The organism is Polaribacter litoreus (genome assembly GCF_054584775.1).
On the sequence record NZ_JBTLRD010000017.1, the window covers coordinates 50,821 to 74,238 of the forward strand.

The 23,418-nt window shown below is 31.1% G+C and carries 20 protein-coding genes; 18 read left to right on the forward strand and 2 right to left on the reverse strand.

From position 1 onward, the window contains the following. Positions 1-65 precede the first annotated feature (65 nt). The 14 genes from ACW9UN_RS14105 to can all read left to right on the forward strand — a co-directional run bounded on the left by ACW9UN_RS14105 (position 66) and on the right by can (position 15,092). Positions 66-497 carry a deoxycytidylate deaminase gene (locus ACW9UN_RS14105; RefSeq protein WP_459486951.1) on the forward strand — a complete coding sequence of 144 codons (432 nt, stop codon included), beginning with the start codon at positions 66-68 and terminating at the stop codon, positions 495-497. Then, positions 484-2,148 (forward strand): S41 family peptidase, encoded by a 1,665-nt coding sequence (locus ACW9UN_RS14110; protein ID WP_459486952.1) that lies wholly within the window; start codon positions 484-486, stop codon positions 2,146-2,148. Before ACW9UN_RS14105 ends, ACW9UN_RS14110 begins: the two co-directional genes overlap by 14 nt. Positions 2,149-2,163: 15 nt before the next feature. Continuing rightward, positions 2,164-2,928: a UDP-2,3-diacylglucosamine diphosphatase gene (locus ACW9UN_RS14115; protein ID WP_459486953.1), complete on the forward strand. Its 765-nt coding sequence runs from the start codon at positions 2,164-2,166 to the stop codon at positions 2,926-2,928. Between the two features lie 110 nt (positions 2,929-3,038). Further along, complete coding sequence (locus ACW9UN_RS14120) at positions 3,039-4,028, forward strand: AAA family ATPase (RefSeq protein ID WP_459486954.1); 990 nt, start codon at positions 3,039-3,041, stop codon at positions 4,026-4,028. A gap of 120 nt (positions 4,029-4,148) precedes the next feature. Beyond that, positions 4,149-5,018: a DUF58 domain-containing protein gene (locus ACW9UN_RS14125; RefSeq protein ID WP_459486955.1), complete on the forward strand. Its 870-nt coding sequence runs from the start codon at positions 4,149-4,151 to the stop codon at positions 5,016-5,018. A gap of 67 nt (positions 5,019-5,085) precedes the next feature. Further along, complete coding sequence (locus tag ACW9UN_RS14130) at positions 5,086-6,084, forward strand: hypothetical protein (protein WP_459486957.1); 999 nt, start codon at positions 5,086-5,088, stop codon at positions 6,082-6,084. Further along, entirely contained in the window at positions 6,068-7,078 is a 1,011-nt protein-coding gene (locus ACW9UN_RS14135) for a vWA domain-containing protein (RefSeq protein WP_459486958.1), read from the forward strand. The genes ACW9UN_RS14130 and ACW9UN_RS14135 overlap by 17 nt, the downstream gene beginning before the upstream one ends. A 53-nt stretch (positions 7,079-7,131) precedes the next feature. Continuing rightward, positions 7,132-8,178 (forward strand): VWA domain-containing protein, encoded by a 1,047-nt coding sequence (locus ACW9UN_RS14140; RefSeq protein ID WP_459486959.1) that lies wholly within the window; start codon positions 7,132-7,134, stop codon positions 8,176-8,178. A gap of 5 nt (positions 8,179-8,183) precedes the next feature. After that, positions 8,184-9,002 carry a tetratricopeptide repeat protein gene (locus ACW9UN_RS14145; RefSeq protein ID WP_459486960.1) on the forward strand — a complete coding sequence of 273 codons (819 nt, stop codon included), beginning with the start codon at positions 8,184-8,186 and terminating at the stop codon, positions 9,000-9,002. 183 nt (positions 9,003-9,185) lie between these two features. Beyond that, entirely contained in the window at positions 9,186-10,967 is a 1,782-nt protein-coding gene (locus tag ACW9UN_RS14150) for a BatD family protein (RefSeq protein ID WP_459486961.1), read from the forward strand. 1 nt (position 10,968) lies between these two features. Beyond that, positions 10,969-11,727, forward strand: coding sequence for an SH3 domain-containing protein (locus ACW9UN_RS14155; protein WP_459486962.1), 759 nt, complete (start codon positions 10,969-10,971; stop codon positions 11,725-11,727). A gap of 183 nt (positions 11,728-11,910) precedes the next feature. Further along, positions 11,911-12,408, forward strand: coding sequence for a universal stress protein (locus tag ACW9UN_RS14160; protein ID WP_459486963.1), 498 nt, complete (start codon positions 11,911-11,913; stop codon positions 12,406-12,408). Positions 12,409-12,579: 171 nt separating this feature from the next. Next, positions 12,580-14,442 carry a SulP family inorganic anion transporter gene (locus tag ACW9UN_RS14165; RefSeq protein WP_459486964.1) on the forward strand — a complete coding sequence of 621 codons (1,863 nt, stop codon included), beginning with the start codon at positions 12,580-12,582 and terminating at the stop codon, positions 14,440-14,442. 8 nt (positions 14,443-14,450) lie between these two features. Next, a complete protein-coding gene (gene can, locus ACW9UN_RS14170; RefSeq protein WP_459486965.1) occupies positions 14,451-15,092 on the forward strand; it encodes a carbonate dehydratase in 642 nt (213 codons plus the stop codon). Positions 15,093-15,164: 72 nt separating this feature from the next. On the opposite strand, the gene ACW9UN_RS14175 is transcribed toward can, so the two are convergent. After that, positions 15,165-16,127, reverse strand: coding sequence for a sodium-dependent bicarbonate transport family permease (locus ACW9UN_RS14175; protein WP_459486966.1), 963 nt, complete (start codon positions 16,125-16,127; stop codon positions 15,165-15,167). A 165-nt stretch (positions 16,128-16,292) separates the two neighbouring features. Beyond that, complete coding sequence (locus tag ACW9UN_RS14180; RefSeq protein ID WP_459486967.1) at positions 16,293-16,805, reverse strand: CvpA family protein; 513 nt, start codon at positions 16,803-16,805, stop codon at positions 16,293-16,295. A gap of 81 nt (positions 16,806-16,886) precedes the next feature. On the opposite strand from ACW9UN_RS14180, the gene ACW9UN_RS14185 reads away from it, so the two are divergent. From ACW9UN_RS14185 to ACW9UN_RS14200, 4 genes are all read left to right on the forward strand, one after another. After that, on the forward strand, positions 16,887-17,243 hold the full coding sequence (locus tag ACW9UN_RS14185; protein ID WP_459486968.1) for a hypothetical protein: 357 nt from the start codon (positions 16,887-16,889) through the stop codon (positions 17,241-17,243). Between the two features lie 406 nt (positions 17,244-17,649). Further along, positions 17,650-19,020 carry a TlpA family protein disulfide reductase gene (locus ACW9UN_RS14190; RefSeq protein WP_459486969.1) on the forward strand — a complete coding sequence of 457 codons (1,371 nt, stop codon included), beginning with the start codon at positions 17,650-17,652 and terminating at the stop codon, positions 19,018-19,020. Positions 19,021-19,136: 116 nt separating this feature from the next. Then, positions 19,137-22,022 carry a glycoside hydrolase family 2 protein gene (locus ACW9UN_RS14195; protein ID WP_459486970.1) on the forward strand — a complete coding sequence of 962 codons (2,886 nt, stop codon included), beginning with the start codon at positions 19,137-19,139 and terminating at the stop codon, positions 22,020-22,022. Continuing rightward, positions 22,012-23,412: a glycoside hydrolase family 30 protein gene (locus tag ACW9UN_RS14200; protein WP_459486971.1), complete on the forward strand. Its 1,401-nt coding sequence runs from the start codon at positions 22,012-22,014 to the stop codon at positions 23,410-23,412. Before ACW9UN_RS14195 ends, ACW9UN_RS14200 begins: the two co-directional genes overlap by 11 nt. Positions 23,413-23,418: the final 6 nt, after the last annotated feature.

The following is a 23,418-nucleotide window of genomic DNA, read 5'->3' on the forward strand; positions in this document are numbered from 1 at the left end:
TTTAGATTAAAAAAAATCTTTATTTAACATTTTTTATCTTTCAAATCTTTTTATTTTCGTAGTTGATGATAGAAAAAAAGCAATTAAAGTACGATAGAGCGTATTTAAAAATGGCTCGCGAGTGGGGCAAGCTATCTCATTGTAAGCGAAAACAAGTAGGCGCTTTAATTGTAAAAGAACGCATGATTATTTCTGATGGTTTTAATGGCACTCCAACAGGGTTTGATAATTGTTGCGAAGATGATGAGGGCCAAACAAAATGGGAAGTTTTGCATGCAGAAGCCAATGCCATTTTAAAAGTAGCCTCGTCTACACAATCAGCCAAAGGAGCTACCTTATACATCACCTTATCACCATGTACACAATGTAGTAAACTTATTCACCAAGCAGGTATTAAAAGAGTAGTGTATGCCAATGCGTACAAAGATTTATCAGGAATACAATTTTTAGAGAAAGCAGGTGTAGAAATCAATCATTTACCTTATGAACAAGAATAATTTACCCATATATTTTGCAATAGCCGTTATTTTAGGAATTTTAATAGGTGTTTTCTTCGGGGGTAATTCTAGTGGTATAGCATCATTTTCTAAAAACACATCGCAAGAACAAAAAATAAAAAGACTCATTAATTTTATTGAAAGAGATTATGTAGATGATGTAAATACAGACGATTTGTTAGATGGTGCTATTACACAAATGTTGGGCAAATTAGATCCACATTCTGTATACATTCCTAAAGAAAATCAACAAGCTAATATCGAGAATATGCAAGGTAATTTTGTGGGTATTGGTGTGCAGTTTAGAATGATAAAAGATTCCATTACAGTAGTGCAACCCATAAAAGGTGGGCCAAGCATTAAAGCAGGCATTAAAGCTGGTGATCGTATTTTAATGGCAAATAAAGATACTTTGTATGGTAAGAATTTTAGAAGTGGTATTGTACCAAAATATTTAAAAGGAAAACCACAAACCAAAGTGAATCTGCAAGTTTATAGAAAAAGTAACGATTCTTTATTTAATGTAGAAATTACTCGTGGAAAAGTAAATATTAAAAGTGTAGATCTTGCCTATATGATTAACGATTCTTTAGGATATATCAAATTAGATCGTTTTGCAAGAAATACGTACCGCGAATTTAAAACCTCATTAAATCAATTAATCAATAATGGGATGACAGATTTGGTGATCGACTTAAGAGGTAATGGAGGTGGGTTTATAGATATTGCTACTCGAATTATTGATGAGTTTTTAGAAGATGATACATTAATGGTATTTACCAAAAATAATAAAAATGAAATTGAAGAATATGAAGCTACAGAAATTGGGTCTTTCGAAAAAGGAGGCTTATACGTTTTAATTGATGAAAACTCAGCTTCAGCTTCAGAAATAGTAGCAGGTGCTTTACAAGATAATGACAAAGGAACCATAATAGGAAGACGCTCTTTTGGTAAAGGTTTGGTGCAAATAGAAATGGGTTTAGGTGATGGCTCTGCAGTGCGTTTAACTACTGCCAGATATTTTACGCCTACAGGACGTTCTATCCAAAAACCATACAGCAAAAACGGTGATAAAAATTATAGAAAAGACTATCAGAATAGGGTTTTAAATGGCGAATTATTAAGTAAAGACAGCATCAAAGTAATTGATTCTTTAAAGTATATAACCCCTAAAGGAAAAGTAGTATATGGTGGTGGAGGCATAATACCTGATGTTTTTGTGCCAATAGATACCACTTCGTATATGACCAACTTTTACTTTAGTACCATAAATGAATTCGCCTTTGATTATGTTGATAGTAACAGAACCAAACTTTCAAATTGGACCATTGACAGCTTTGTTGATGAATTTGATGCTGATGAGGCAATATTTAAGAAATACATCAATAGCGTTAAACCAAACAATAATCGATTTTTAAAAGAAATTCAAAATTTAAAAATTGTCTTAGAAGATGGTACTCTTCTTAATAATGGTGAATCAAATAAAGATGCATTTGAACAAGATATTATCAAAAAGAAAAAAAGTTTACAGCGTTATTTAAAAGCATCTATTGCCAATGTGCTTTTTGGTGATGTTGGCTTTTACAGAATTATGCATCAAGACGATAAAATGCTGCAAAAAGTATTGGAGTTGGAAAGTAAACAGGAATAGCGTTTCTTTGCAAAGATGATTACAATTACTACTACTAAAGAACAAAAAGTCTATTTTGCTTCAGACCAGCATTTGGGCGCACCAACTGCGGCTCTAAGTTTTCCTCGCGAAAAAAAGTTTATTGCCTGGTTAAACGAAATAAAAAAAGATGCAGCAGCCATTTTTTTAGTAGGTGATTTGTTCGATTTTTGGTTCGAATACAAAACTGTTGTTCCTAAAGGGTTTGTAAGAACCTTAGGCAAATTAGCCGAAATTAGAGATGCTGGCATACCCATTTATTTTTTTGTAGGTAATCACGATTTATGGATGTTAGATTATTTCGAAAAAGAACTCAACATTCCTGTATACCATAAACCCCAAGTTTTTCTCATCAACAATAAAAAAGTATTTGTGGGTCATGGAGATGGTTTAGGCCCTCATGATAAAGGTTTTAAACGACTAAAAAAAGTGCTTACTTTTCCGCTATTTCAATGGTTGTACAGATGGCTACACCCAGATATAGGCTTAAAACTAGGGCAGTACATGTCTGTAAAAAACCGAATGATTTCTGGCGATGATGATGCTATATTTTTAGGCAATGAAAACGAATGGTTGGTGCAATATTGCAAACGAAAATTAGAAAGTAATCATTACGATTTTTTTGTTTTTGGGCATAGACATTTACCATTAGATATTCAATTACAAGAAAATAGTAGGTACATTAATATCGGAGATTGGATAACGCATTTTACCTATGGCGAATTTGCAAATACTCACTTACAATTAAAAAACTTCAGCTAGGTTAGCAGTACCGCTAAAATACTAATTATCTTTAACCTTGTTTTAACAGAATAATTTTGTTAAAATTGTAGCTTTGTTTCACAAAATTTAATAATTAATTGTCATAAATAATGGACGTAGATGTTAGAGCTATTAACGAAAAAATAGAGAGGGAAAGTGCCTTTATAGATATCCTTACTTTAGAAATGAATAAAGTAATTGTAGGGCAAAAACAGATGATTGAAAGTTTGTTAATTGGTTTGTTAGGTAATGGTCATATCTTATTAGAGGGTGTGCCAGGTTTAGCAAAAACCTTAGCAATTAATACCTTGTCTAAAGCGGTTCAAGGTTCATTTAGTAGAGTGCAGTTTACACCAGATTTATTACCTGCAGATGTTGTAGGAACCATGATTTACAACATGCAGCAAAATAGCTTTGAAATTAAAAAAGGCCCAATTTTTGCAAATTTTGTGCTGGCAGACGAAATTAACAGAGCACCAGCTAAAGTACAATCTGCCTTACTAGAGGCAATGCAAGAGCGCCAAATAACTATTGGTGATACTACTTTTAAATTAGACGAGCCATTTTTAGTAATGGCAACGCAAAACCCAGTAGAGCAAGAGGGTACGTATCCATTACCAGAAGCACAGGTAGACCGTTTTATGCTAAAAGTGGTTATAGATTATCCAAAATTATTAGACGAGCAAATAATTATGCGTCAAAATTTATCAGGTGGTTTTGCAAAGGTAAAACCGGTAATTTCTGTCGAGCAAATTATTAGAGCTAGAGATATGGTTAATGAGGTATATATGGACGAGAAAATTGAGAAATATATCTTAGACATTATCTTTGCAACTCGTTATCCAGAAAAATACAATCTACCAGATTTAAAAGACTTAATTAGTTTTGGAGCATCACCAAGGGGAAGTATCAACTTGGCAAAAGCTGCAAAATGTTATGCATTTATAAAAAGAAGAGGTTATGTAATTCCTGAAGATGTAAGAGCTGTGGTAACAGATGTTTTACGTCATAGAATTGGTATTACCTATGAAGCCGAAGCAGAAAATGTAACTTCTGTAGATATCATAAACGCTATCATCAACGAAGTAGAAGTGCCTTAAAAAAGTTGGCAGTAAAATCAGTATTCAGTAGGCAGTTGCTTACTCAGTTCTGATTAACTGTACACTTTTACCACAAACTATTGACTGAAAACTGGATACTGAAGACTGCTTACTGGAAAAATGGATACTAAAGAAATACTAAAAAAAGTTCGTAAAATAGAAATTAAGACAAAGCGTTTGTCTAATGATATTTTTGGAGGTGAATACCACTCATCTTTTAAGGGGCGTGGTATGACTTTTTCTGAAGTGCGCCAATATCAATTTGGAGATGATGTAAGAGGAATAGACTGGAATGTTACTGCGCGTTATAACGAACCTTACGTAAAAGTTTTCGAAGAAGAACGCGAGTTAACCATGATGCTTATGGTAGATGTTTCAGGTTCAGAGCTTTTTGGTACTACCAATCAATTTAAAAAAGATACAGTTACAGAAATTGCAGCAACATTGGCTTTTTCTGCAACTCAAAACAACGATAAAGTTGGGTTGATTTTATTTTCTGATGATATTGAGTTATTCATTCCACCAAAAAAAGGGAAGAGTCACGTTTTAAGAATTATTAGAGAATTAATTGAGTTTAAACCAAAAAGCCAAAAAACAAATATAGATGTTGCTTTAAAGTTTTTATCTAGCGTATTAAAAAAGAGAGCTATTGTGTTTATGTTGTCTGATTTTATGGATGATGATTACGAAAAAAGCGCAAAAATAGCAGGTAGTAAACACGATTTAACAGGTATTCGGGTTTACGATAAACACGATGAAGAAATTCCGAATTTAGGGATGGTGCCCATGTTAGATGCAGAAACTGGTACTGTACAATTGGTAAATACAGCTTCTAAAACCACAAGAAAAAATTACAAAGCAAATGCATTACGCCTAACAAATTATTATAAAAATACGTTTCAAAGAAGTGGTGCAGGTACTATAAATACCAGGGTTGATGAAAGTTATGTAAAAAAAATGTTAGGCTATTTTAAACATAAAGGAAGATAAATAGAACCAACCTAACCTTCTTAAAGAGAAATAATTGTTGACGAAATATTAAGGAAAATTTATAAAATTGAAAAAAAGTAGAACACATATTAAACCTTCTAAAAGTTATAAAAAAGCACATGCTAAGAGCTTTCTTTCTTTAGGAAAGAGCCTTAGAGAGCTAGGCTTTCTTTTTATTATTTTTTGCGTTTCTTTTGCTTTTTCTCAAGACCGAATTGTAAAAGCACAAGTAGAAACCTCTAATATTAGAATAGGTGAACAGTTTACCTATAAATTAACGGTAAAAGATGTAGACAAGGTAATTCTACCAAAACTAGAATTAAAAGGATTAGAAGTGGTAGATTCTGCTAAGATTGATACCATTAACTATATGCTTATTCAAAAGTATAAAATCACGGGTTTTGATAGTGGTGCCTTTTACATACCGCAGCAACAAGTTTTTATTAGAAATCAAGCGTATTTAACAGATTCAATATTAATAAATGTAGCTACAGTACCTATTGATACTACTAAGGTTAAAAAATTTCCTATAAAGTCAATTAAAAAAGAACCTTATGTTTTTGATGATTTTAAAATATACATTTACCTACTCATTGCAGCATTAATAATTATTGGTTTTTGGGTGTATTGGTTTGTTATCCGAAAGAAAAAAGAAGAAGAAGAAAAACCAACCTATGTTGCTTTGCGTCCTTATGATGAAGCCATGTATAAGTTAAATGAATTAGATGAAAAACTATTGTGGCAAAATAATAGGGTAAAAGAATATTATAGTGAGCTTACAGATATTATTAGAAATTATATTGAGCGCGAACTTAAAGTACCAGCATTAGAAAAAACATCCGACGAAATCATAGAAACCTTAAATGATTTTTATGAAGCAAATACCATCAACACCACTAAAGAAAACATTAAAAAGCTAAGAGATTTATTTCAAGAAGCAGATTTGGTAAAGTTTGCAAAATCAAAACCATTAGCTAGCGAAATTGAAGAAGATAGAAAAGACGCAGAACAAGTTGTACATAATTTAAAACCTAAACCTGTAATAAAGGATGAAGAATTGGAGTAATTTCGAGCTTTTAAATCCAGAATTTTTATGGTTGCTAATACTCATTCCGTTATTAGCAGTATGGTATTTCTTGGTTAGCAAAAAAGATACTGCAATTTTAACAGTGCCTACCATAAAAGGTTTTCAAACAAAACCCTCGTTAGCAGCTAAGCTAAAACCAATTGTATATGTTTTGCGTTTGCTAGCGTTAGCAGCTATTATTTTTGCTTTAGCAAGACCTAGAAATGTTTCTGTTAGTAAAAAAACAAAGAGCAATAATGGTATAGATATTGTAATGGCAATAGATATTTCTGCAAGTATGTTGGCTAGAGATCTAAAACCAAACCGCCTAGAAGCATTAAAAAAAGTAGCAGTTACCTTTGTAAATAAAAGGCCAAATGATAGAATTGGTATTGTGGTGTATGCAGGCGAAAGTTTTACACAAACACCTATTACAAGCGATAAATCTATTGTAAAAAGAACCATAGAAGGTTTGCAATGGGGACAATTAGAGGGGGGTACAGCCATAGGTATGGGGTTAGGCTCTGGTGTAAACCGATTAAAGCAAAGTAAGGCCAAAAGCAAAGTAATTATTCTATTAACAGATGGTGTAAATAATTCTGGAAATATAGATCCAAGAACCGCCACAGAACTGGCTAAAGAATTGGGTATTAAAGTTTATACCATAGGAATAGGAACTAATGGAATGGCAGATTTTCCTTGGAGTAAAGACCCAAGAACAGGTGCTTTAAATTTTAGAAAACAACAAGTAGAAATTGATGAAGCGCTTTTAAAGGAAATTGCATCAGAAACCAATGGAAAGTATTTTAGAGCAACTAATAACGATAAGTTGGCCGAAATATATGATGAAATAGACAAGCTTGAAAAAACAAAAATAGAAGAGTTTAAATATTACAATTACCAAGAAATGTATAGAGATTTGGTATTTTTAGCATTAGGTTTATTGTTATTAGAATTCATATTAAGAAACACCATTTTTAAAAGTTTTATATAATTTTCCTACAAGGTTTCTAAAACATTGCAGGATTTAAAACAGTAATTTACAAAATGTACAAATTAGAAGAACCAATTTATTTTTACTTATTAGCAATCATTCCAATTTTGATTGTTATTTTTCTATTGGTTTTATGGTGGAAAAAGAGAACACAACGCAAATTTGCTAATGCAGCATTATTAGCAAAAATAGCACCCAACACCTCTGTTTTTAAAAACACATTAAAACTAATTATGTTAGTTTTAGCAGTAACTTTTTTAGTAATTTCTTTAGTAAACCCTAAAATGGGCTCTAAGCTAAAAACAGTTAAAAGAGAAGGTGTAGATGTGGTTTTTGCGTTAGACGTATCTAAAAGTATGTTGGCAGAAGATATTGCGCCTAACAGATTAGAAAAGGCAAAGCAAATCATCTCTAAAATCATCGATAAATTAGGTTCAGATAGAGTAGGGGTTATTATTTATGCAGGTAATTCCTATCCGCTTTTACCAATTACTACAGATCATGCCGCTGCAAATATGTTTTTGCAAAACGCAAATCCAGATATGGTTTCTAGCCAAGGTACAGCAATAAACGAGGCTTTAGAATTGGCAAAAACCTATTATAATAATGATGAGCAAACCAATCGTTTTTTAATCATTATTTCTGATGGAGAAGATCATCAAGAAGAAACCAAACAAATGGCACAAAATTTGTCTAATGATGGTGTAAAAGTATATACTGTTGGTGTAGGTACAGAAAAAGGTGGGCCAATTCCTATGCGTTTAAATGGGTCTATGATTGGCTATAAAAAAGATAGAAAAGGCGAAACTGTAATTACAAAACGCCAACCAGATGTTTTGGCTGATATTGCAGATGTTGCTAATGGAAGATATATAGATGGTAATGTTACTGAAGATCCTGTAAAGCAAATTTCTGAAATTATTGCAAATGCTCAAAAAAGTGAATTTGAAACCAAACAATTTTCAGATTATAAAGATCAATTTCAGTGGTTTTTAGCCATTGCCATGGTGTTTTTATTATTAGATATCTTTTTGTTAGATAGAAAAACCAAATGGTTAAAAAAGATAGATTTGTTTAACGAAGAAAAATCAAAAAATTAATTAAAATGAAAATTTATTTAAACATACTTATTATTTGCTTAATGCTATTTTCATCTAAAGCAATTGTAGCACAAAAAGATTCTATTGCCCAACAACGCAAGGCAAGAAAAATGGTGAGGCAAGGAAATAAATTGTACGAACAAAAACAATTTACAGATGCTTCTGTAGCGTATCAAAAAGCATTGGGCAATAATGCAAGTTACGATAAAGCCAGCTACAATTTAGGGAATGCCTTATATCAAAATAAAAACTTTAAAGAAGCCGCACCACAATACGAACTTACTGCAAAAACAGCAGAAGATAAGTATACCAAAGCAGAAGCATATCATAACTTAGGAAATGCTATGATGGAAACCAAAAATTATCAAGGTGCTGTAGAGGCGTATAAAAATTCTTTAAGAAACAATCCTAATGACGATGAAACACGTTATAATCTAGCTGTTGCACAAAAATTGTTAGACAAACAAAACAAAGACAACAAAGACAATAAGGATAACAAAGACAACAAGGACAATAAAGACAAAAACAATAAGGATAAAAAGAACAAAGATAAAAAAGAGGGTGATGATGAGAAAGATAAAAAAGATAAAGACGACAAAGATAAAGACGGTAAAGGCGATAAGGATAAAGACAAAAAGCAAGATCCTAAACAAGATGATAAAAAAGATCAAAAACAAAAACCCAAACCACAACAAGGTAAAATGTCTCCTCAACAAATTAAGCAGTTGCTAGAAAGCTTAAACAACGAGGAAAAAAAGACACAAAAGAAAATGAATGCTAAAAAAGCAAAAGGTAAAAAAGTTAAACAAGAAAAAGATTGGTAACTCCTTATTTCAACTTCTTGTAAAAAAAGAAGTCAAAGCACAACACATAAAAGCATATAATTAAAAGTTGATAGAGATTTTTGTAATTTTGTACTGAAATTTCAGTGAGATAGAAAAAATAAAAAGTTGAAAATAAAAAGAAAAAATAAAGAACATCTACAAGTTTGCAAAAAATTGCAAACAATGTTTTCCCTTTCTTTTGTAAAGATACTTAGAGGGTTAAGCTTCTTATTGCTGTTTATTGCATCATTTTCAGTTTCTGCACAAAAAGCAGAACTAAAGGTAAAAGTTAGTAAAAATAAGCTTGGCCTAAACCAGCGTTTACGAATAGAGTTTTCTATTAATAAACAAGGTGGTGATGACTTTACTCCTCCAAAATTCGATGATTTTAGAGTAGTACAAGGGCCTAGCCAGTCCATCAGTCAATCTTGGATAAATGGTAAAGTAAGTTTTTCAAAATCATATACTTATATCATAAAGCCAAAAAGAAAAGGAGAACTTATTATTGGCCCTGCAAGTATAAAAGTAAATGGGGCTACAATAAACTCTAAAATGATTAAAGTGGTTGTTTTAGATGCTGTAGATATGCCTAAGAATCCTAATGACCCAGAATATATTGCACAGCAAAACATACATTTGGTTGCAGAAATTTCTAAAGCAAGACCTTACGTTGGTGAAGGTATTTACGTAGAATATAGATTGTATGTAAGCGAAAATGTAAGCGTTTACGATACTTCTGTAACAGAAGCACCACAATACAATGGCTTTTGGAATCAAGAAATAAAAATTAATGGTTTTCCTGTAAAAATGGGAAAATATAATGGCGAAGATTACAGGTACATTGTACTACAAAAAGCGCTATTAATTCCTACCAAAACAGGTAAATTAACTATAGATCCTATGAAAATGGACATCGTTATTGGTGTTCCAACAGGTAGGGCAGATTTTTTTGGCAACGTGATTACCAAAAATATTCGCAAAGAATTTTCATCACCTAAAAAAGTAATCAGTCCAAAAAGTCTTCCATTAGAAGGTAAGCCAGAAAACTTTACAGGGGCAGTTGGTAAATTTAATTTTGATGTTTCTTTAAGTAAAGAGGCATTAAAAGCTAATGAATCTTCTCAAATAAAAGTAGCCGTTTCTGGTAAAGGAAATCTAAAGTTGTTTGAATTGCCAGAAGTTACAACACCTGTAGAATTAGAAAAATATCAACCAGAAAGAAAAGAAAGTGTAAGAATTGCAACAGACGGTTTGCGCGGTTCTGTTACTGATGTATACACAGTAGTACCTCAGTTTAAAGGAAAATATAAAATACCTAGTATTGGTTTTTCTTATTTTAACCCAAAAACTAACAAATACGAGTCTATAAATACAGCTGATTTGTATGTAGATGTTACAGAGGGTAAAGAATTACCAGCCAGCACCACAAACTCAGTAGAAAAGAAAGCTGTTGTTTTAACAGGAAAGAATTTTAGATATATACAAACACAGAGCAATTTTATACCTAGCGAAATAGACGATTTCTACAAATCTAACCTATTTTATATTTTACTTTTCTTGCCTTTACTTGCAATTCCTATTGGTATTATACTTGCAAAGAGTCATGAAAAACGCAATAGCGATGTTGTTGGTTTAAAATTAAGAAGAGCAGAAAAATTAGCAAAAAAATATTTATCTGCAGCTCAAAAGCAATTGGGTAAAAAAGAAGCTTTTTACGAAGCTTTAGAACGTGCTTTACACAATTATTTAAAAGCCAAATTAGGCATAGAAACTGCCGATATTAGTAAAGAAAATATTACCAAAATACTAGAAGAAAAAAATATTAATGAAACTAATATAAAACAGTTTATAGATGTTTTAAAAGCGTCAGATTTTGCGCGTTATACACCTGTAACTGATACAGAAATGAAACAAGAGTTTGAAAGAGCTAAACAAGTAATCGTTGAATTAGATAAACAGTTGTAAGATGAAGAATTTTCTTTTTTTATTGTTGATGGTTGCCAACACAGCGCTTGCTCAAAACACAAACGAGCTTTTTGCAAAAGCCAATGATTTGTATAAAAATGATAAATTAGAAGAAGCTGTTGAAATCTATGAACAAGTAGTAAGTCAAGGTTTGGTGTCTTCTGAGTTGTATTATAACTTAGGAAACTCTTATTATAAATTAAATAAAGTTGGTCCATCAATTTACTATTACGAAAAAGCTTTAAAACTAAACCCTTTAAATGCAGATGCTGCCAATAACTTAATTTTTGCGAAACGTTTGGCATTAGATAATATTGAAGAATTACCCAAAACCGTATTCCAAAAAATAAATCAAAGTGTGCTTCAAAAGCTTTCTTATAATCAATGGGCAATAATTGTTGTAATATTTTCTTTTTTAGGGAGTTTTTTATTCTTGCTTTATTATTTTGCGAATACACCCTCCAAAAAACGATTCTATTTTGTGGTAAGCACATTAAGTTTTATTCTGTTGTTATTTGCATTCGGTATCACTTATCAACAGTATAGTTTTGCTAAAAACAACAAAGAGGCCATTGTTTTTGCAGAAGAAACCGAAGTTAGAAATGCACCAACCTTAAATTCAGATGAAGTTTTTACGCTACACGAAGGCACTAAAGTTATTGTTTTAGATACCATAGACGACTGGAAAAAAATTAAAATTGCTGATGGTAAATTAGGTTGGATTATTGCATCAGAAATAAGGTTGATAGATACCTTTTAGTGTTGTTGTGTTTCTAAAAATCCGTTAATATCAAGTCTATATGCTATTTGTTTAGCTTTAACTACACCACGTCATATATAAAAATATATTATAATTAATATTTAATATATAAATAAAAACTAATACTGTTTTTCATCTAACTTTGTTTTGCGTAATACGTTTAACAACAAAGATTTAAATAAGATGAATAGAAACAAACATAAAATTTTAGTACTTACAGATCTTAAAGACAATTGTAAAGACACTATTGCATATGCAATTATAGTAGCCAAAGAAATTAATGGTGCAGTTGAGTTGTTTTGTGTAAAAAAACCTAATGAAATTATTACAACACACAGCCAACTTTCTGCCATCAGAAACCTTAATGATGAGTTTATAAAAACAACTCAAAAAGCTAAAAAGCTGGTAAGAAGTATAACCAAAGACAATTTTTTTCCGGTAAAAAACACCATTGTATTTGGCAATGTAAAAAATGAGATAGAACTTCATATTCAAACATCTAATCCAGATTTTATCATCTTAGGGCCAAAAAGAAAAAAGTTGTTTAACTTACATGGCGATAATCTTACCGAATTTATCGCAAAAAAATACAAAGATAAATTTGGCATCAGTAATTCAACAAGTATAGCAGAAATTTATGAAGCATTAAACAACAAGAATCAAAATCACTTATCAGCTTAAGTACTAGTAAAATAGTTTTTTAAATGTCAATAGTTTAGAAACAATTATGTTTTTAAATATTGACATTTTTGTGTAAGCGCAGTAATGTTTTAAGAATTTAAAAGAAAGAAGTTTTCATTTAAAATAGATTTGTTAACTTGGTTCTTTAGAATCAATCAAACAAATACACAAATGAAAAACTTTTTTTCTAATCTAAAAGGAGATGCTTTTGGTGGAATAACTGCGGGTATTGTAGCATTGCCATTGGCTTTGGCCTTTGGGGTTTCTTCTGGTTTAGGACCAACAGCAGGTTTGTATGGTGCTATTTTTATAAGCTTTTTTGCGGCTCTTTTTGGAGGCACAAATACACAAATTTCGGGTCCTACAGCACCCATGACTGCTGTTAGTATGGTAATTATTGCAGGAATTGTAGCTGCCAATGATGGTGATGTGTCTAAAGCATTACCTGCTATTTTAACTGTTTTCTTACTGGCTGGTTTGTTTCAAGTTGGGCTAGGTTTTTTAGGTTTGGGTAAATACATTCGTTATATACCTTATCCTGTAGTTTCTGGTTTTATGACGGCTATTGGAGTTATAATTTTACTAACTCAGGTACTACCATCTTTGGGTTATTACCCAAAAGAAGACACAGCATTTGTTGCAAAATTTAAAGCACAAGCAGAAGAAGTAATTTTAGAAAATATTTTAAAAGAAGAAGCCGGAGAAGGTATTTTAGTTTTAGAAGATTTTAGAGAAACGATAAGTAGAGCAGAAAATATTACTGCTACAGATATAGAGAGAGAAGCACAAACGTTAGCTGCTAAAAATGCTTCTGGTACTATAGGTGCAATTCGTGTGTTTTCAAGAGCTATTACAAATATCAATTGGTTAGAACTCATTTTGGCATTAGGTACTATTTTTATCATTTATGGTTTTAAACGAATAACTACAGCCATACCAAGTACCTTAGTGGCATTAATTGTAATGTCTGGTATTGCAGTGGGCTTTGGCCTGAATTATAGAACCATTCAAGAGATACCTGGTGGTATACCAATACCTAAATGGGAAATTATTACAGAGTTTAGTTTTACAAGTATAACACCTTATATTTTTACAGCATTAACACTATCACTTTTGGGCGCCATAGATTCGCTATTAACAAGTGTTGTTGCAGATAATATGACTAAAACCAAACACAAACCCAATAAAGAATTGGTAGGGCAAGGAATTGGTAATAGTATTGCTGCTGTTTTTGGTGGAATTCCTGGAGCTGGTGCCACCATACGAACAGTTGTAAATATTAATGCAGGTGGAAAAACAAAACTTTCAGGAATGATAGCTGGCGTAATGTTGCTGATCATTATGCTTTTATTAGGACCTGTGGCTTCTAAAATACCAGCAGCTGTTTTAGCTGGTATTTTAATAACAGTAGGTATTGGGGTTATGGATTATAAGGGCTTAAAAGCAATACCTCATTTGCCAAAAGATATTAAACTTGGTTTTGTAAAAGTAAGTTCAGAGGTGTTAATAATGCTTGTAGTTTTATTATTATCTACTTTTTGGGATTTAATTTATGCAGTAGGTATAGGTTTGGTTATTGCATCACTTATGTTTATGAAAAAAATCGGAGACATTACTGGTAAAAGAAGTTTGGTAAAAGCTATTGATGAAAAATCTTGGCCAGATGAAATCAGTTTTCCGAAAGAATTACAAGAAGAGGTATTTATAAAACATATTAAAGGACCCTTGTTTTTTGGATCTACAAGTGATTTTCAACAGTTGGCAATGCAAATCCCAGATACAGCATCAACCATTATAATGCGACTGGTTAGAACGCATTATATGGATCAATCTGGTTTATATGCCATGGAAGATCTGTTGTTAGATTTAAAAAATAAAAATGTAGAAGTTTTATTTGTAGGCTTACAAGAACAACCTAAATACATGATGGAAAGAATCGGCATTATTCCAAATTTTATTCCAAGAGAACACATCTTTAAACGTTTTGATGATTGCATTGAATGGATCAACAAAAATGTAGAAGACAAATATTAATACGCCTTATGAAAAATACATATTATCATCAATTACTACAAAATAATAAAGATTGGGCTGCAGAGATGCATCAAAAAGACCAAAACTATTTCAAGATTCTTGCAGAAAAACAGAAACCACCCGTTTTGTGGATTGGATGTGCAGATAGTAGAGTGCCAGCCAATCAAATAACAGGTACTTTACCAGGTGAAATTTTTGTGCATAGAAATATTGCAAATATGGTGGTGCATACAGATATGAATATGCTTAGCGTACTAGACTATGCTGTGAATTCTTTACAGGTAAAACATATTATAGTTTGCGGACATTATGGTTGTGGTGGTGTGCAAGCTGCCATGCAAAATAAATCTTTAGGTTTAATTAATAAATGGATAAGGAATATTAAAGAGGTATATAAAGATAATTATACCGAGTTAAAAAAGATAAAAGACGATCAAAAACGTTTTGATAGATTGGTAGAACTAAATGTAATTGCTCAAGTATATGATTTGGCAAAAACTTCAATAGTGCAACAAGCTTGGCAAGACGATACAGGTTTAGAAATTCATGGTTGGGTCTATGGCCTTAAAGATGGTGTTATTAAAGATTTACGAGTTTCTATGGATAGTGCAGCACATTTAGACGACATTTTTACGCTAGATTTAGATTAATTAACAACTCATAAAAATTTAAAAACCATCAAAACACGATTTGTTTTGATGGTTTTTTATATCAGAATTAATTTAAAATAGTTGTACAATAGCGTAATAAATGGGCATACCTATTGTAATGTTAAAAGGAAAAGTAATCCCTAAAGCCATAGGGATATAAATACCAGCATCTGCTCTTGGTTCAGCCAATTTCATGGTAGCAGGCACAGCAATATAAGAAGCACCAGCTCCTAAAATGGCAAATAATAATCGATTTCCTGCGCTTTCTGTAATAAAACCACTTAAATAAGCCACTAACATTCCATTAAAAAGCGGAACGATAATTCCAAAAACAAATAAAAACAAACCATGTTTTTTAAACCCTTTTATCCTGCTTGCAGTAACCATTCCCATTTCTAATAAGAAAAGCGATAAAAATCCTTTAAAAATATCAGTAGTAAAAGGCTCAATTCCTCTGGCTTGGCTAGCATCTGCAACTAAACCAATCACTAAACTTCCTATTAACATTAACACACTACCCCCTGTAAAAGAATGGGCAACTAATTTTGGTATCGATTTATTTTTCTTACGTGTTTTATCAAAAAGTACAATCAAAAGTACACCTACAATTATTGCAGGAGATTCCATAATGGCCATAATAGCCACCATATGTCCGCCAAATGTTACCCCTTGATTTTCTAAAAAAGAAACCGCAGTTACAAAAGTTACAGCACTTACAGAGCCGTAAGCAGCAGCAATGGCGCCTGCATTGGGTACACCCACTTTTCTTTTTAAAACTAAAAATGTATAAATAGGTACTAAAGATGATAAGAGAATTGCAAAAATAATTGAATACAAAATTTCGCTATCAAATTCGCTATGAGACAGTTCTTGACCACCTTTAAAACCAATTGCAAATAAAAGGTATAAAGAAATAAATTTAGAGGATGATTCAGGAATTTTTAAATCGCTTTTAACAGCGGTAGCTATAATTCCTAAAACAAAAAATAATAAAACAGGGTTTGTTAAATTACTGATTAAAACGTCTACGTTCATTGTTTAGTTTGTTTTGATACTGCAAAGCTATACCTATTATTCATATATTTTTATTTAATTTTATTATGTAAAACATAAAAATAGTTTATGAATTAAAAGCCGCACAAACAAACATAACAGTATGTGTTTTGTAAATAAAAGCTGTAAAATATAAAAGAGAAAAATTTATTTAATAAACTTTAAAGAAGGATTATCTTCATTCATAATTGCAGGAAATAATGTGGGTACAATAATTCTCACAGAATTGTACAATACAGACTCGTTCAAGGTTTTTTCACTTACAAAAGGAATGGTTTTATTAAATTTATCAAAAAAAAGAAAAATAACGCTTAGAATTATTGCCGATTTTAAGACTGCAAAAACACCCCCTAAAATTTTATTTAAAAAACCAAGAGAAGAGATATCAGCCAATTTTGTTAAAACTTTTCCAATAAAAATAATAAAAAGTACAACAGCTAAAAAAGTTACTGCAAAAGCTACTATTTTATTTGTTTGATGCGACCATTTTAAGACAGAATCATTTAAAAAGTACTCTACATAATACGAAAAATGAATGGCACAAAAAACACCAGCAACAATGGCAATTAACGAAGCTACTTCAGCAAAAAGCCCTTTCATAAAACCCCTTACAGCCGCAAAAAGTAAAATAACAGCAATAATGATGTCTAAAACATTCATTTTAATAATTTCTGTAAATCTACATCTTATTTTTACAATTTAAAAATACACATTGTATCTTTGCGTTTTTAAATATTTTTGATGGAAAAAGTAAGTAACTTAAAAGAAAAATGGGAGGTTTTGGTGAGTAAATTAACCAATGATTTTTCTGAAGGTGATGCATTAAATGTAGATGGAATTATCTATTTAATTGGCGTACAAGAATTAGGGCAAGGATATAGAATGTTTAAAAAAGACGAAAAAATGAACTTGATGCATATTGCCATTTGTAAACTCTTAGAACCTTATGGTTATTATGAGTTCGATTTTTTTGATGATGATGGCTGGCCACATTACAAAACACTTACAGAATTACCCAACTTAAAACCTGGCGAACAAACTGTGTTAATGAAAGAGGCAATTGTTTCTTATTTTGAAGCCTTAAATTATTTTGAGTAAAATTTTGATATTAAAAACCAATAACTTTAAAAACCAGAAAGGTTTTGATTATTAAGTTATTGATTATATGGTTTTTATTTGGTGGTAAGTAATATTAAATTATGTATCATTGTTGATGATATTTTTGGTAAATATAGTTTTAGATAAGTCTCTAATTTCTCTTTAGTACCAGAAATAGGTACTTCTTAATTTCCTTTTTAATGAGATAAAATTAGTTTAGGGTTTAAATTTGATAATTCAAGAGTCAAAGCTTTTCTAATTCCTAAAAAAGCACCAAATATTCATATAATTTAATCAGAAAAGCGAGTAATTTCTTAATTTAACGAAACAATATATTCGGTTTAATACATAAGTAGTATTTTTGGTACGCTTCTTGAAAAGAAAATAAAAACAAAACTGACAAAAAATGACTAAAAAGTTACTATCACTATTTCTTTTAATTACCTCAATTTCTTACGGGCAATACACTATAAGAGGCGCTATGAGTCCGCAAATAAAAACAGATTGGGTAATTTTATACAGATTAGAAGGTACAAAACAAGTTTTTGTACAAAACACTACAATACAAACAGATTCTATTAATATTAGCGGTATTAAACGAGCTGTAAGCAGTTTTGAGATACAATTACCTGCTTCAGCCAAACCAGGAGCATACAGAGCCACCTATAAATTAGAAGAAGCTGGTTTTGTAGATTTTTTCTTTAATAAAGAAAATGTTTCATTTATTTTTAATCCAGAGTATCCTCAGCAATCTATTGCATTTTTAGCATCATCAGAAAATAAGATGTATGCAAAGTATATGTCAGATGTTTCTGAAGCGCAACAAACATTAGATTCTATTCAGGTGGCTGTTTTAAAAAATCCGTCTTTAGAGGTAACAAAAGCCTATAACACTGCGTTGAAAAAGGTAGATTCAGTACAAACCATTTACGCTAAAATAACTGAAGGAAAATATATTGCACCATTTGTAAAAGCAAGTTCTAGAAACAATCCGCGTAAGTTATTTACATCTGTCAATGCATATTTAGATAATATTACCAATACCTATTTTGATAGATTAGATTTTTCTAATCAAACATTAGTAAATTCATCATTTTTAACCAATCGAATATTAGATTATATTTTTTATATCAATTATGCTGAAGATGAAATAGAGCAAAATGAATTGCATAAAACATCTATTACAACCATACTTTCTAAAATTAAAGATACTAGCTATAAGAGAGATATTATTGAGTTTTTAATAGAACAATTTGAGGAATCTAAGAACTTAAAAATTATTGATTACCTATTTGAAAACCATTATAATAAATTGCCAAATTCTATACAAAACGAAAAATTTAAAGAAGAAAAACAAGCTTTATTTGCTGCAGAAATTGGCAGAATTGCTCCTGATTTTTCTTGGACAGAAAATGGCAAAAAATTTAAACTATCTACTTTAAACGATGCTGAAACTTATGTTTTGGTTTTTTGGAGTACAAGTTGCTCTCATTGTTTAAGAGAAATTCCTGAATTGTATACTTATATGAAAACCAAACCTAATCTAAAAGTAATTGCTTTTGCCTTAGAAAAAGACGCTTTTGTTTGGGAAAATTATCAAAAAAATAATTTAAGAGGTTGGCATAACGTTTTAGGTTTAAACAAATGGCAAAATGAAACTGCACAAACTTATCAGGTTTTTTCTACGCCTTCTTATTTTGTTTTAGATAAAAACAAAAAAATTATAGCAAAACCTAATGAAATTAACGATGTTAAAGCGTTTTTAAAAGACAAGTAATTGTGCTTTTTTAACTCACATTTTAATCAAATTAAAAATTTGTGATACTTTAAAAATCATTTATGCTCCTATAGTCTTATCCTTTAAAATATTTTTGAAGAAATAAAACTATAAAAATGAAACGTTTTTTCTTCATCTTATTTTTTCTGGCTGTACAACTTTCTACCTTTTCTCAAGAAACGGTTTTAAAAGAAGGAAACATACCTACAGACAGAACCAAAATCAACATCAATTTAAATTGGAAATTTTACAATGGCGATCCAAAAGGAGAACCGAACAAAAGCAATTACAATGACAAAAATTGGGAAGATGTTGCTTTGCCTCATACCACAAAATTAGTTTCTTATACTTTAGATAGCGTTCAAGAAACTTGGGTTCAAGAAAATTTTTTAAGAAATAATTCATGGTATAGAAAACAACTTTTTATCGATAAAAATGCTGCCTCTAAAAATGTGTATTTGCAATTCGAAGCTGTGCATAATGCAACAGAACTTTGGGTAAATGGTAAAAAAGTAGGTGCTTTTGAGGTAAATGGTTATGTGCCTTTTCATTTTGATATTACTAAATATGTAAAATTTGGCAAAGAAAACATTATCGCTGTAAAAGCAGATAATACATATAGAGATGACATTGCTCCTGATCCTCACAAAACAGATTATGTAAAATTTGGAGGCATTTATAGAGATGTATATTTAGTTACCACCAACAAATTACACGTAAATTACAATTGGGAAGATTACAATGCTGGTGTACACATTACAACACCAACTGTTAACGACAAAAACGGAACAGTTTCTATTAAAACAACTGTTAAAAATGATTTTAATTCAGCAGAAAACTGTAGAATAGAAACTTTAATTATTAATAATAATGGTGAAGTTTTAAAGAAATTAATTCAGCAGAAAAACATCTCTGCCAATAGCGCAAAAACCTTTTATCAAACAACAACAATAGAAGACGATTACAATCAATGGTCTCCAAACAATCCTTATTTATACAGAGTATATTCTGTTATTTATAAAGATGATGTTGCTGTAGATGTTGTAGAAAATACATTTGGTTTTAGAACTTTTAAATTGGTAAAAGGCAAAGGTTTGGTTTTAAACGGAAAACCAATCTTTTTAATTGGTGCAAACAGGCATCAAAGTTATCCAAATATTGGTGATGCTGTGCCAAATTCTTTTCATTATAATGAAGCCTTACAATTTAAAAAAGCAGGTTTTAATGCAGTTCGTTTATCACATTATACACAAGACGATTCTTTTATAAAAGCTTGTGATGAACTCGGAATTATTGTGTACGAAGAAGCTTCTACTTGGATTGATTGGGGTGATAAAAATTGGTTCGACAAATTAAATTTAGCCAGCAGACATATGATTCGTAATCACAGAAATCATCCTTCTATATTCTTTTGGGGAGCAGGAATTAATCATAGAGGTCCTGTGCCAAGCATGCAAGAAACTGTAAAAGAAGAAGATCCTTTTCGATTAACAGCTTCTGCTTCTAGCCCTTGGAATGGTGTAAAAAATGCAGGTGTATCAGACATTTACGCAACTATGGATTACAGAAGAACTGAATGGCCAGAAAACGATTTTACAATGGTTATGGAACATGGTAGTTCTCCAGATGCTGAAGTAAATCAATTTCATATTTCTAGATATAAGAGCAACGAAAATAACATAGCCGCTTTAACTTGGTTAGGTGCAGATTACAACCACTTACAACCCAATTTAGTAAATTGGCAATGGAAAAGAGATTTAATGACCACTTATGGCGTTTTTACTCCTTATCGTATTCCAAAACCAGTGTATTATTGGTATCAATCTGAATTGGTAAACAAATCTATTGTTCATATTGCTGATGAAACTGCTTCTAACAATGGTGTTGTTCGTGTTTTTAGCAATTGTCAAGAAATTTATTTGTATCATAATAACAAACTGATTGCGAAGCAAAAACCGGATAATAATGATGAAAAGAAATTTTTAAATCATCCTTCTTTTACGTTTAATCATGATTTTACAAACGGAAAATTAACAGCTGTTGGGTATACAAATGGAGAAAAAGTAGCCACACATTCTAGAACAAAACAAGGCAAACCAACTCAATTAAAATTGCATTTTAATATTGATAATCAGCCATTTTATGCTGGTGGTTCTGATTTAAGATTAGTACATGCAAGTATTTTAGATAAAAATGGCGAAGTTGTAACCACAGCAAAACACCAAGTTACTTTTTCAGTTTCTGGTAATGGAGCACTTTTAGAAAGAGAAAATGCGTATATAAATCCGGCTTTGTCTTATGATGGAATTGCATCCATTTACTTAAAAGGAACAAAAAATGCAGGGAAAATACAATTAACAGCTTCTGCTCCTGGTTTAAAAAGTGCAACAATCAGCATAAATACTGTGCCTTTTATTACTGATGAAATTGCTAAAAACAGCCAACCAATTTTCGATTATCCAATAGAAAGAATAGATATTGGTAAAGAAAATCAATTGGTACAATTCGATTGGGATTCTTGGGAAGGAACAGCCAATAAAGACTTAACCTATGCTTTAAAAAACTATGATGCTTCTATTGCAATTTCATCAAAAGAAACCATAAAATGGGATGGAGCCAATGGGATTTTAGGTGATTTAAGTTTTGTTTCTACGGATGGAATTATCACCGAAAAAGAAGGCATAAAACTCACTATTAAAAACCTTAAAAAAGGAAAATATAGCATAGAAACTTATCATCATAACAGAATGGCTAAAGCCAAATTAATCAATGCTTTTCAGATTACAAAAGTAGATGTAAATGGTAAAAAACAACGAACTTACAAACCTAGTGTTGGTTATTACGATCATAAATCTACAGGAGAAAGAAAACCCATTTCTGTAATTACTCATTTTGTTTCTGATGGTAAAAACCCTATAACTATTGAATTTAACAATGATGGTGAAACTAAAAATATGTGTTTAAACGGACTTATTATCAAACAAATAAAAGATGAAATCTAGAAACTATTTATCAATTGCATTTTTATCAATAGTAACATTTACTTCTTTTGCTCAAGAAATTAAAATTGAATATGTAAAATTGCAGAAAGGAGAAGCGAATCCTGTAAAAAATTTTGCTACTGTAATTAAGGCAGATGCCAAAGTAAAGCAAAACGACTTTATTGTAATTACACCAGAAGTTGAATTCCAAACTATAGAAGGTTTTGGTGGTGCTTTTAATGAAAATGGTGGAGAAGCTTTATTTTCTTTACCAAAAAAGGCACAAAAAGAAGTTTTACAGAATCTGTTTTCTGAAGAAAAATCGAACTTAACTTTTAACAGAACGCCTATTGGGCCAAGTGATTTTTCTATTGATGCTTATGATTATAGCATGACTCCAGATGATTACGAAATGAAACATTTTAGCATAGAAAGAGACAAAAAATACTTGTTGCCTTTTATTAAAGCTGCGTTGAGTGTAAATTCTGAAATGTTGTTGCAAGCTTCTCCTTGGAGCCCACCAGCTTGGATGAAAGTAAACAAAACCGTAGATAATAATAAGGCTTATGAAGGCAAAGAAAGCTTGTTAATTAATTCTCCAGAAATTCATACTGCTTATGCAAAATACTTGATAAACTACATAAAAGCTTATCAAAAAGAAGGAGTAACTATACACCGTTTTTGCTTACAAAATGAACCAGATACTTATGCACCTTTTCCTGGATGTTATATTCCTATGGATCAATATATAGACTTAGGTGTAAACTATGTAATTCCAAAATTTAGAGCAGAAAAACTGCCTACAGAAGTTTGGCTGGGTACGTTTAGAACCATAAACAGAGCAGACCATTACAAAACTTTAAGTAACCAAAGTGCAAGAAACAATTTTGCAGGTATTGGTTTTCAATATGCAAAAGAACCTTTTATTAGAGAAACTGCATTGTTAGCGCCAGAAATGAAAATAATGCACACAGAAGGTATTTGTTATAATGGTGCAAATTCTGAAGCACAAGCTAAAAAAAGATTGGCAGAAATTGCGAGTTACATCAACTCTGGAAGTACCAATTATTGCTATTGGAACATCATATTAAATGAAACTTCTAAAAGTGCTTGGAACTGGAAACAAAACTCGTTAATGGTAATCAACAGAAACACCAAAGAAATAATTTACACACCAGATTATAATGCCATTTATTTAGCGTCTAAAACTGTTAGAAAAGATGATGTTAGAATTGCACACCTGGCAAAAGACAAAATAATTTCTGTAAAAGATGCTGATGGAAATATCAAATTATTAATTCAGAATGAGGAGCTAAAAGAAAAATTTATCAGAATATTTTACAACAACAAAGAAATTAATTTAAAAGTGCCTGCAGATGCTTTATATGCAGTTACTTTAAGTGCAGAATAAAACAAA

Bases quoted from the DNA above. Each gene is read 5' to 3' on its own strand.
- ACW9UN_RS14105 (WP_459486951.1), top strand. From the start codon at position 66: ATGATAGAAAAAAAGCAATTAAAGTACGATAGAGCGTATTTAAAAATG.
- ACW9UN_RS14110 (WP_459486952.1), top strand. From the start codon at position 484: ATGAACAAGAATAATTTACCCATATATTTTGCAATAGCCGTTATTTTA.
- ACW9UN_RS14115 (WP_459486953.1), top strand. From the start codon at position 2,164: ATGATTACAATTACTACTACTAAAGAACAAAAAGTCTATTTTGCTTCA.
- ACW9UN_RS14120 (WP_459486954.1), top strand. From the start codon at position 3,039: ATGGACGTAGATGTTAGAGCTATTAACGAAAAAATAGAGAGGGAAAGT.
- ACW9UN_RS14125 (WP_459486955.1), top strand. From the start codon at position 4,149: ATGGATACTAAAGAAATACTAAAAAAAGTTCGTAAAATAGAAATTAAG.
- ACW9UN_RS14135 (WP_459486958.1), top strand. From the start codon at position 6,068: ATGAAGAATTGGAGTAATTTCGAGCTTTTAAATCCAGAATTTTTATGG.
- ACW9UN_RS14140 (WP_459486959.1), top strand. From the start codon at position 7,132: ATGTACAAATTAGAAGAACCAATTTATTTTTACTTATTAGCAATCATT.
- ACW9UN_RS14145 (WP_459486960.1), top strand. From the start codon at position 8,184: ATGAAAATTTATTTAAACATACTTATTATTTGCTTAATGCTATTTTCA.
- ACW9UN_RS14150 (WP_459486961.1), top strand. From the start codon at position 9,186: ATGTTTTCCCTTTCTTTTGTAAAGATACTTAGAGGGTTAAGCTTCTTA.
- ACW9UN_RS14155 (WP_459486962.1), top strand. From the start codon at position 10,969: ATGAAGAATTTTCTTTTTTTATTGTTGATGGTTGCCAACACAGCGCTT.
- ACW9UN_RS14160 (WP_459486963.1), top strand. From the start codon at position 11,911: ATGAATAGAAACAAACATAAAATTTTAGTACTTACAGATCTTAAAGAC.
- ACW9UN_RS14165 (WP_459486964.1), top strand. From the start codon at position 12,580: ATGAAAAACTTTTTTTCTAATCTAAAAGGAGATGCTTTTGGTGGAATA.
- can (WP_459486965.1), top strand. From the start codon at position 14,451: ATGAAAAATACATATTATCATCAATTACTACAAAATAATAAAGATTGG.
- ACW9UN_RS14175 (WP_459486966.1), bottom strand. From the start codon at position 16,127: ATGAACGTAGACGTTTTAATCAGTAATTTAACAAACCCTGTTTTATTA.
- ACW9UN_RS14180 (WP_459486967.1), bottom strand. From the start codon at position 16,805: ATGAATGTTTTAGACATCATTATTGCTGTTATTTTACTTTTTGCGGCT.
- ACW9UN_RS14185 (WP_459486968.1), top strand. From the start codon at position 16,887: ATGGAAAAAGTAAGTAACTTAAAAGAAAAATGGGAGGTTTTGGTGAGT.
- ACW9UN_RS14190 (WP_459486969.1), top strand. From the start codon at position 17,650: ATGACTAAAAAGTTACTATCACTATTTCTTTTAATTACCTCAATTTCT.
- ACW9UN_RS14195 (WP_459486970.1), top strand. From the start codon at position 19,137: ATGAAACGTTTTTTCTTCATCTTATTTTTTCTGGCTGTACAACTTTCT.
- ACW9UN_RS14200 (WP_459486971.1), top strand. From the start codon at position 22,012: ATGAAATCTAGAAACTATTTATCAATTGCATTTTTATCAATAGTAACA.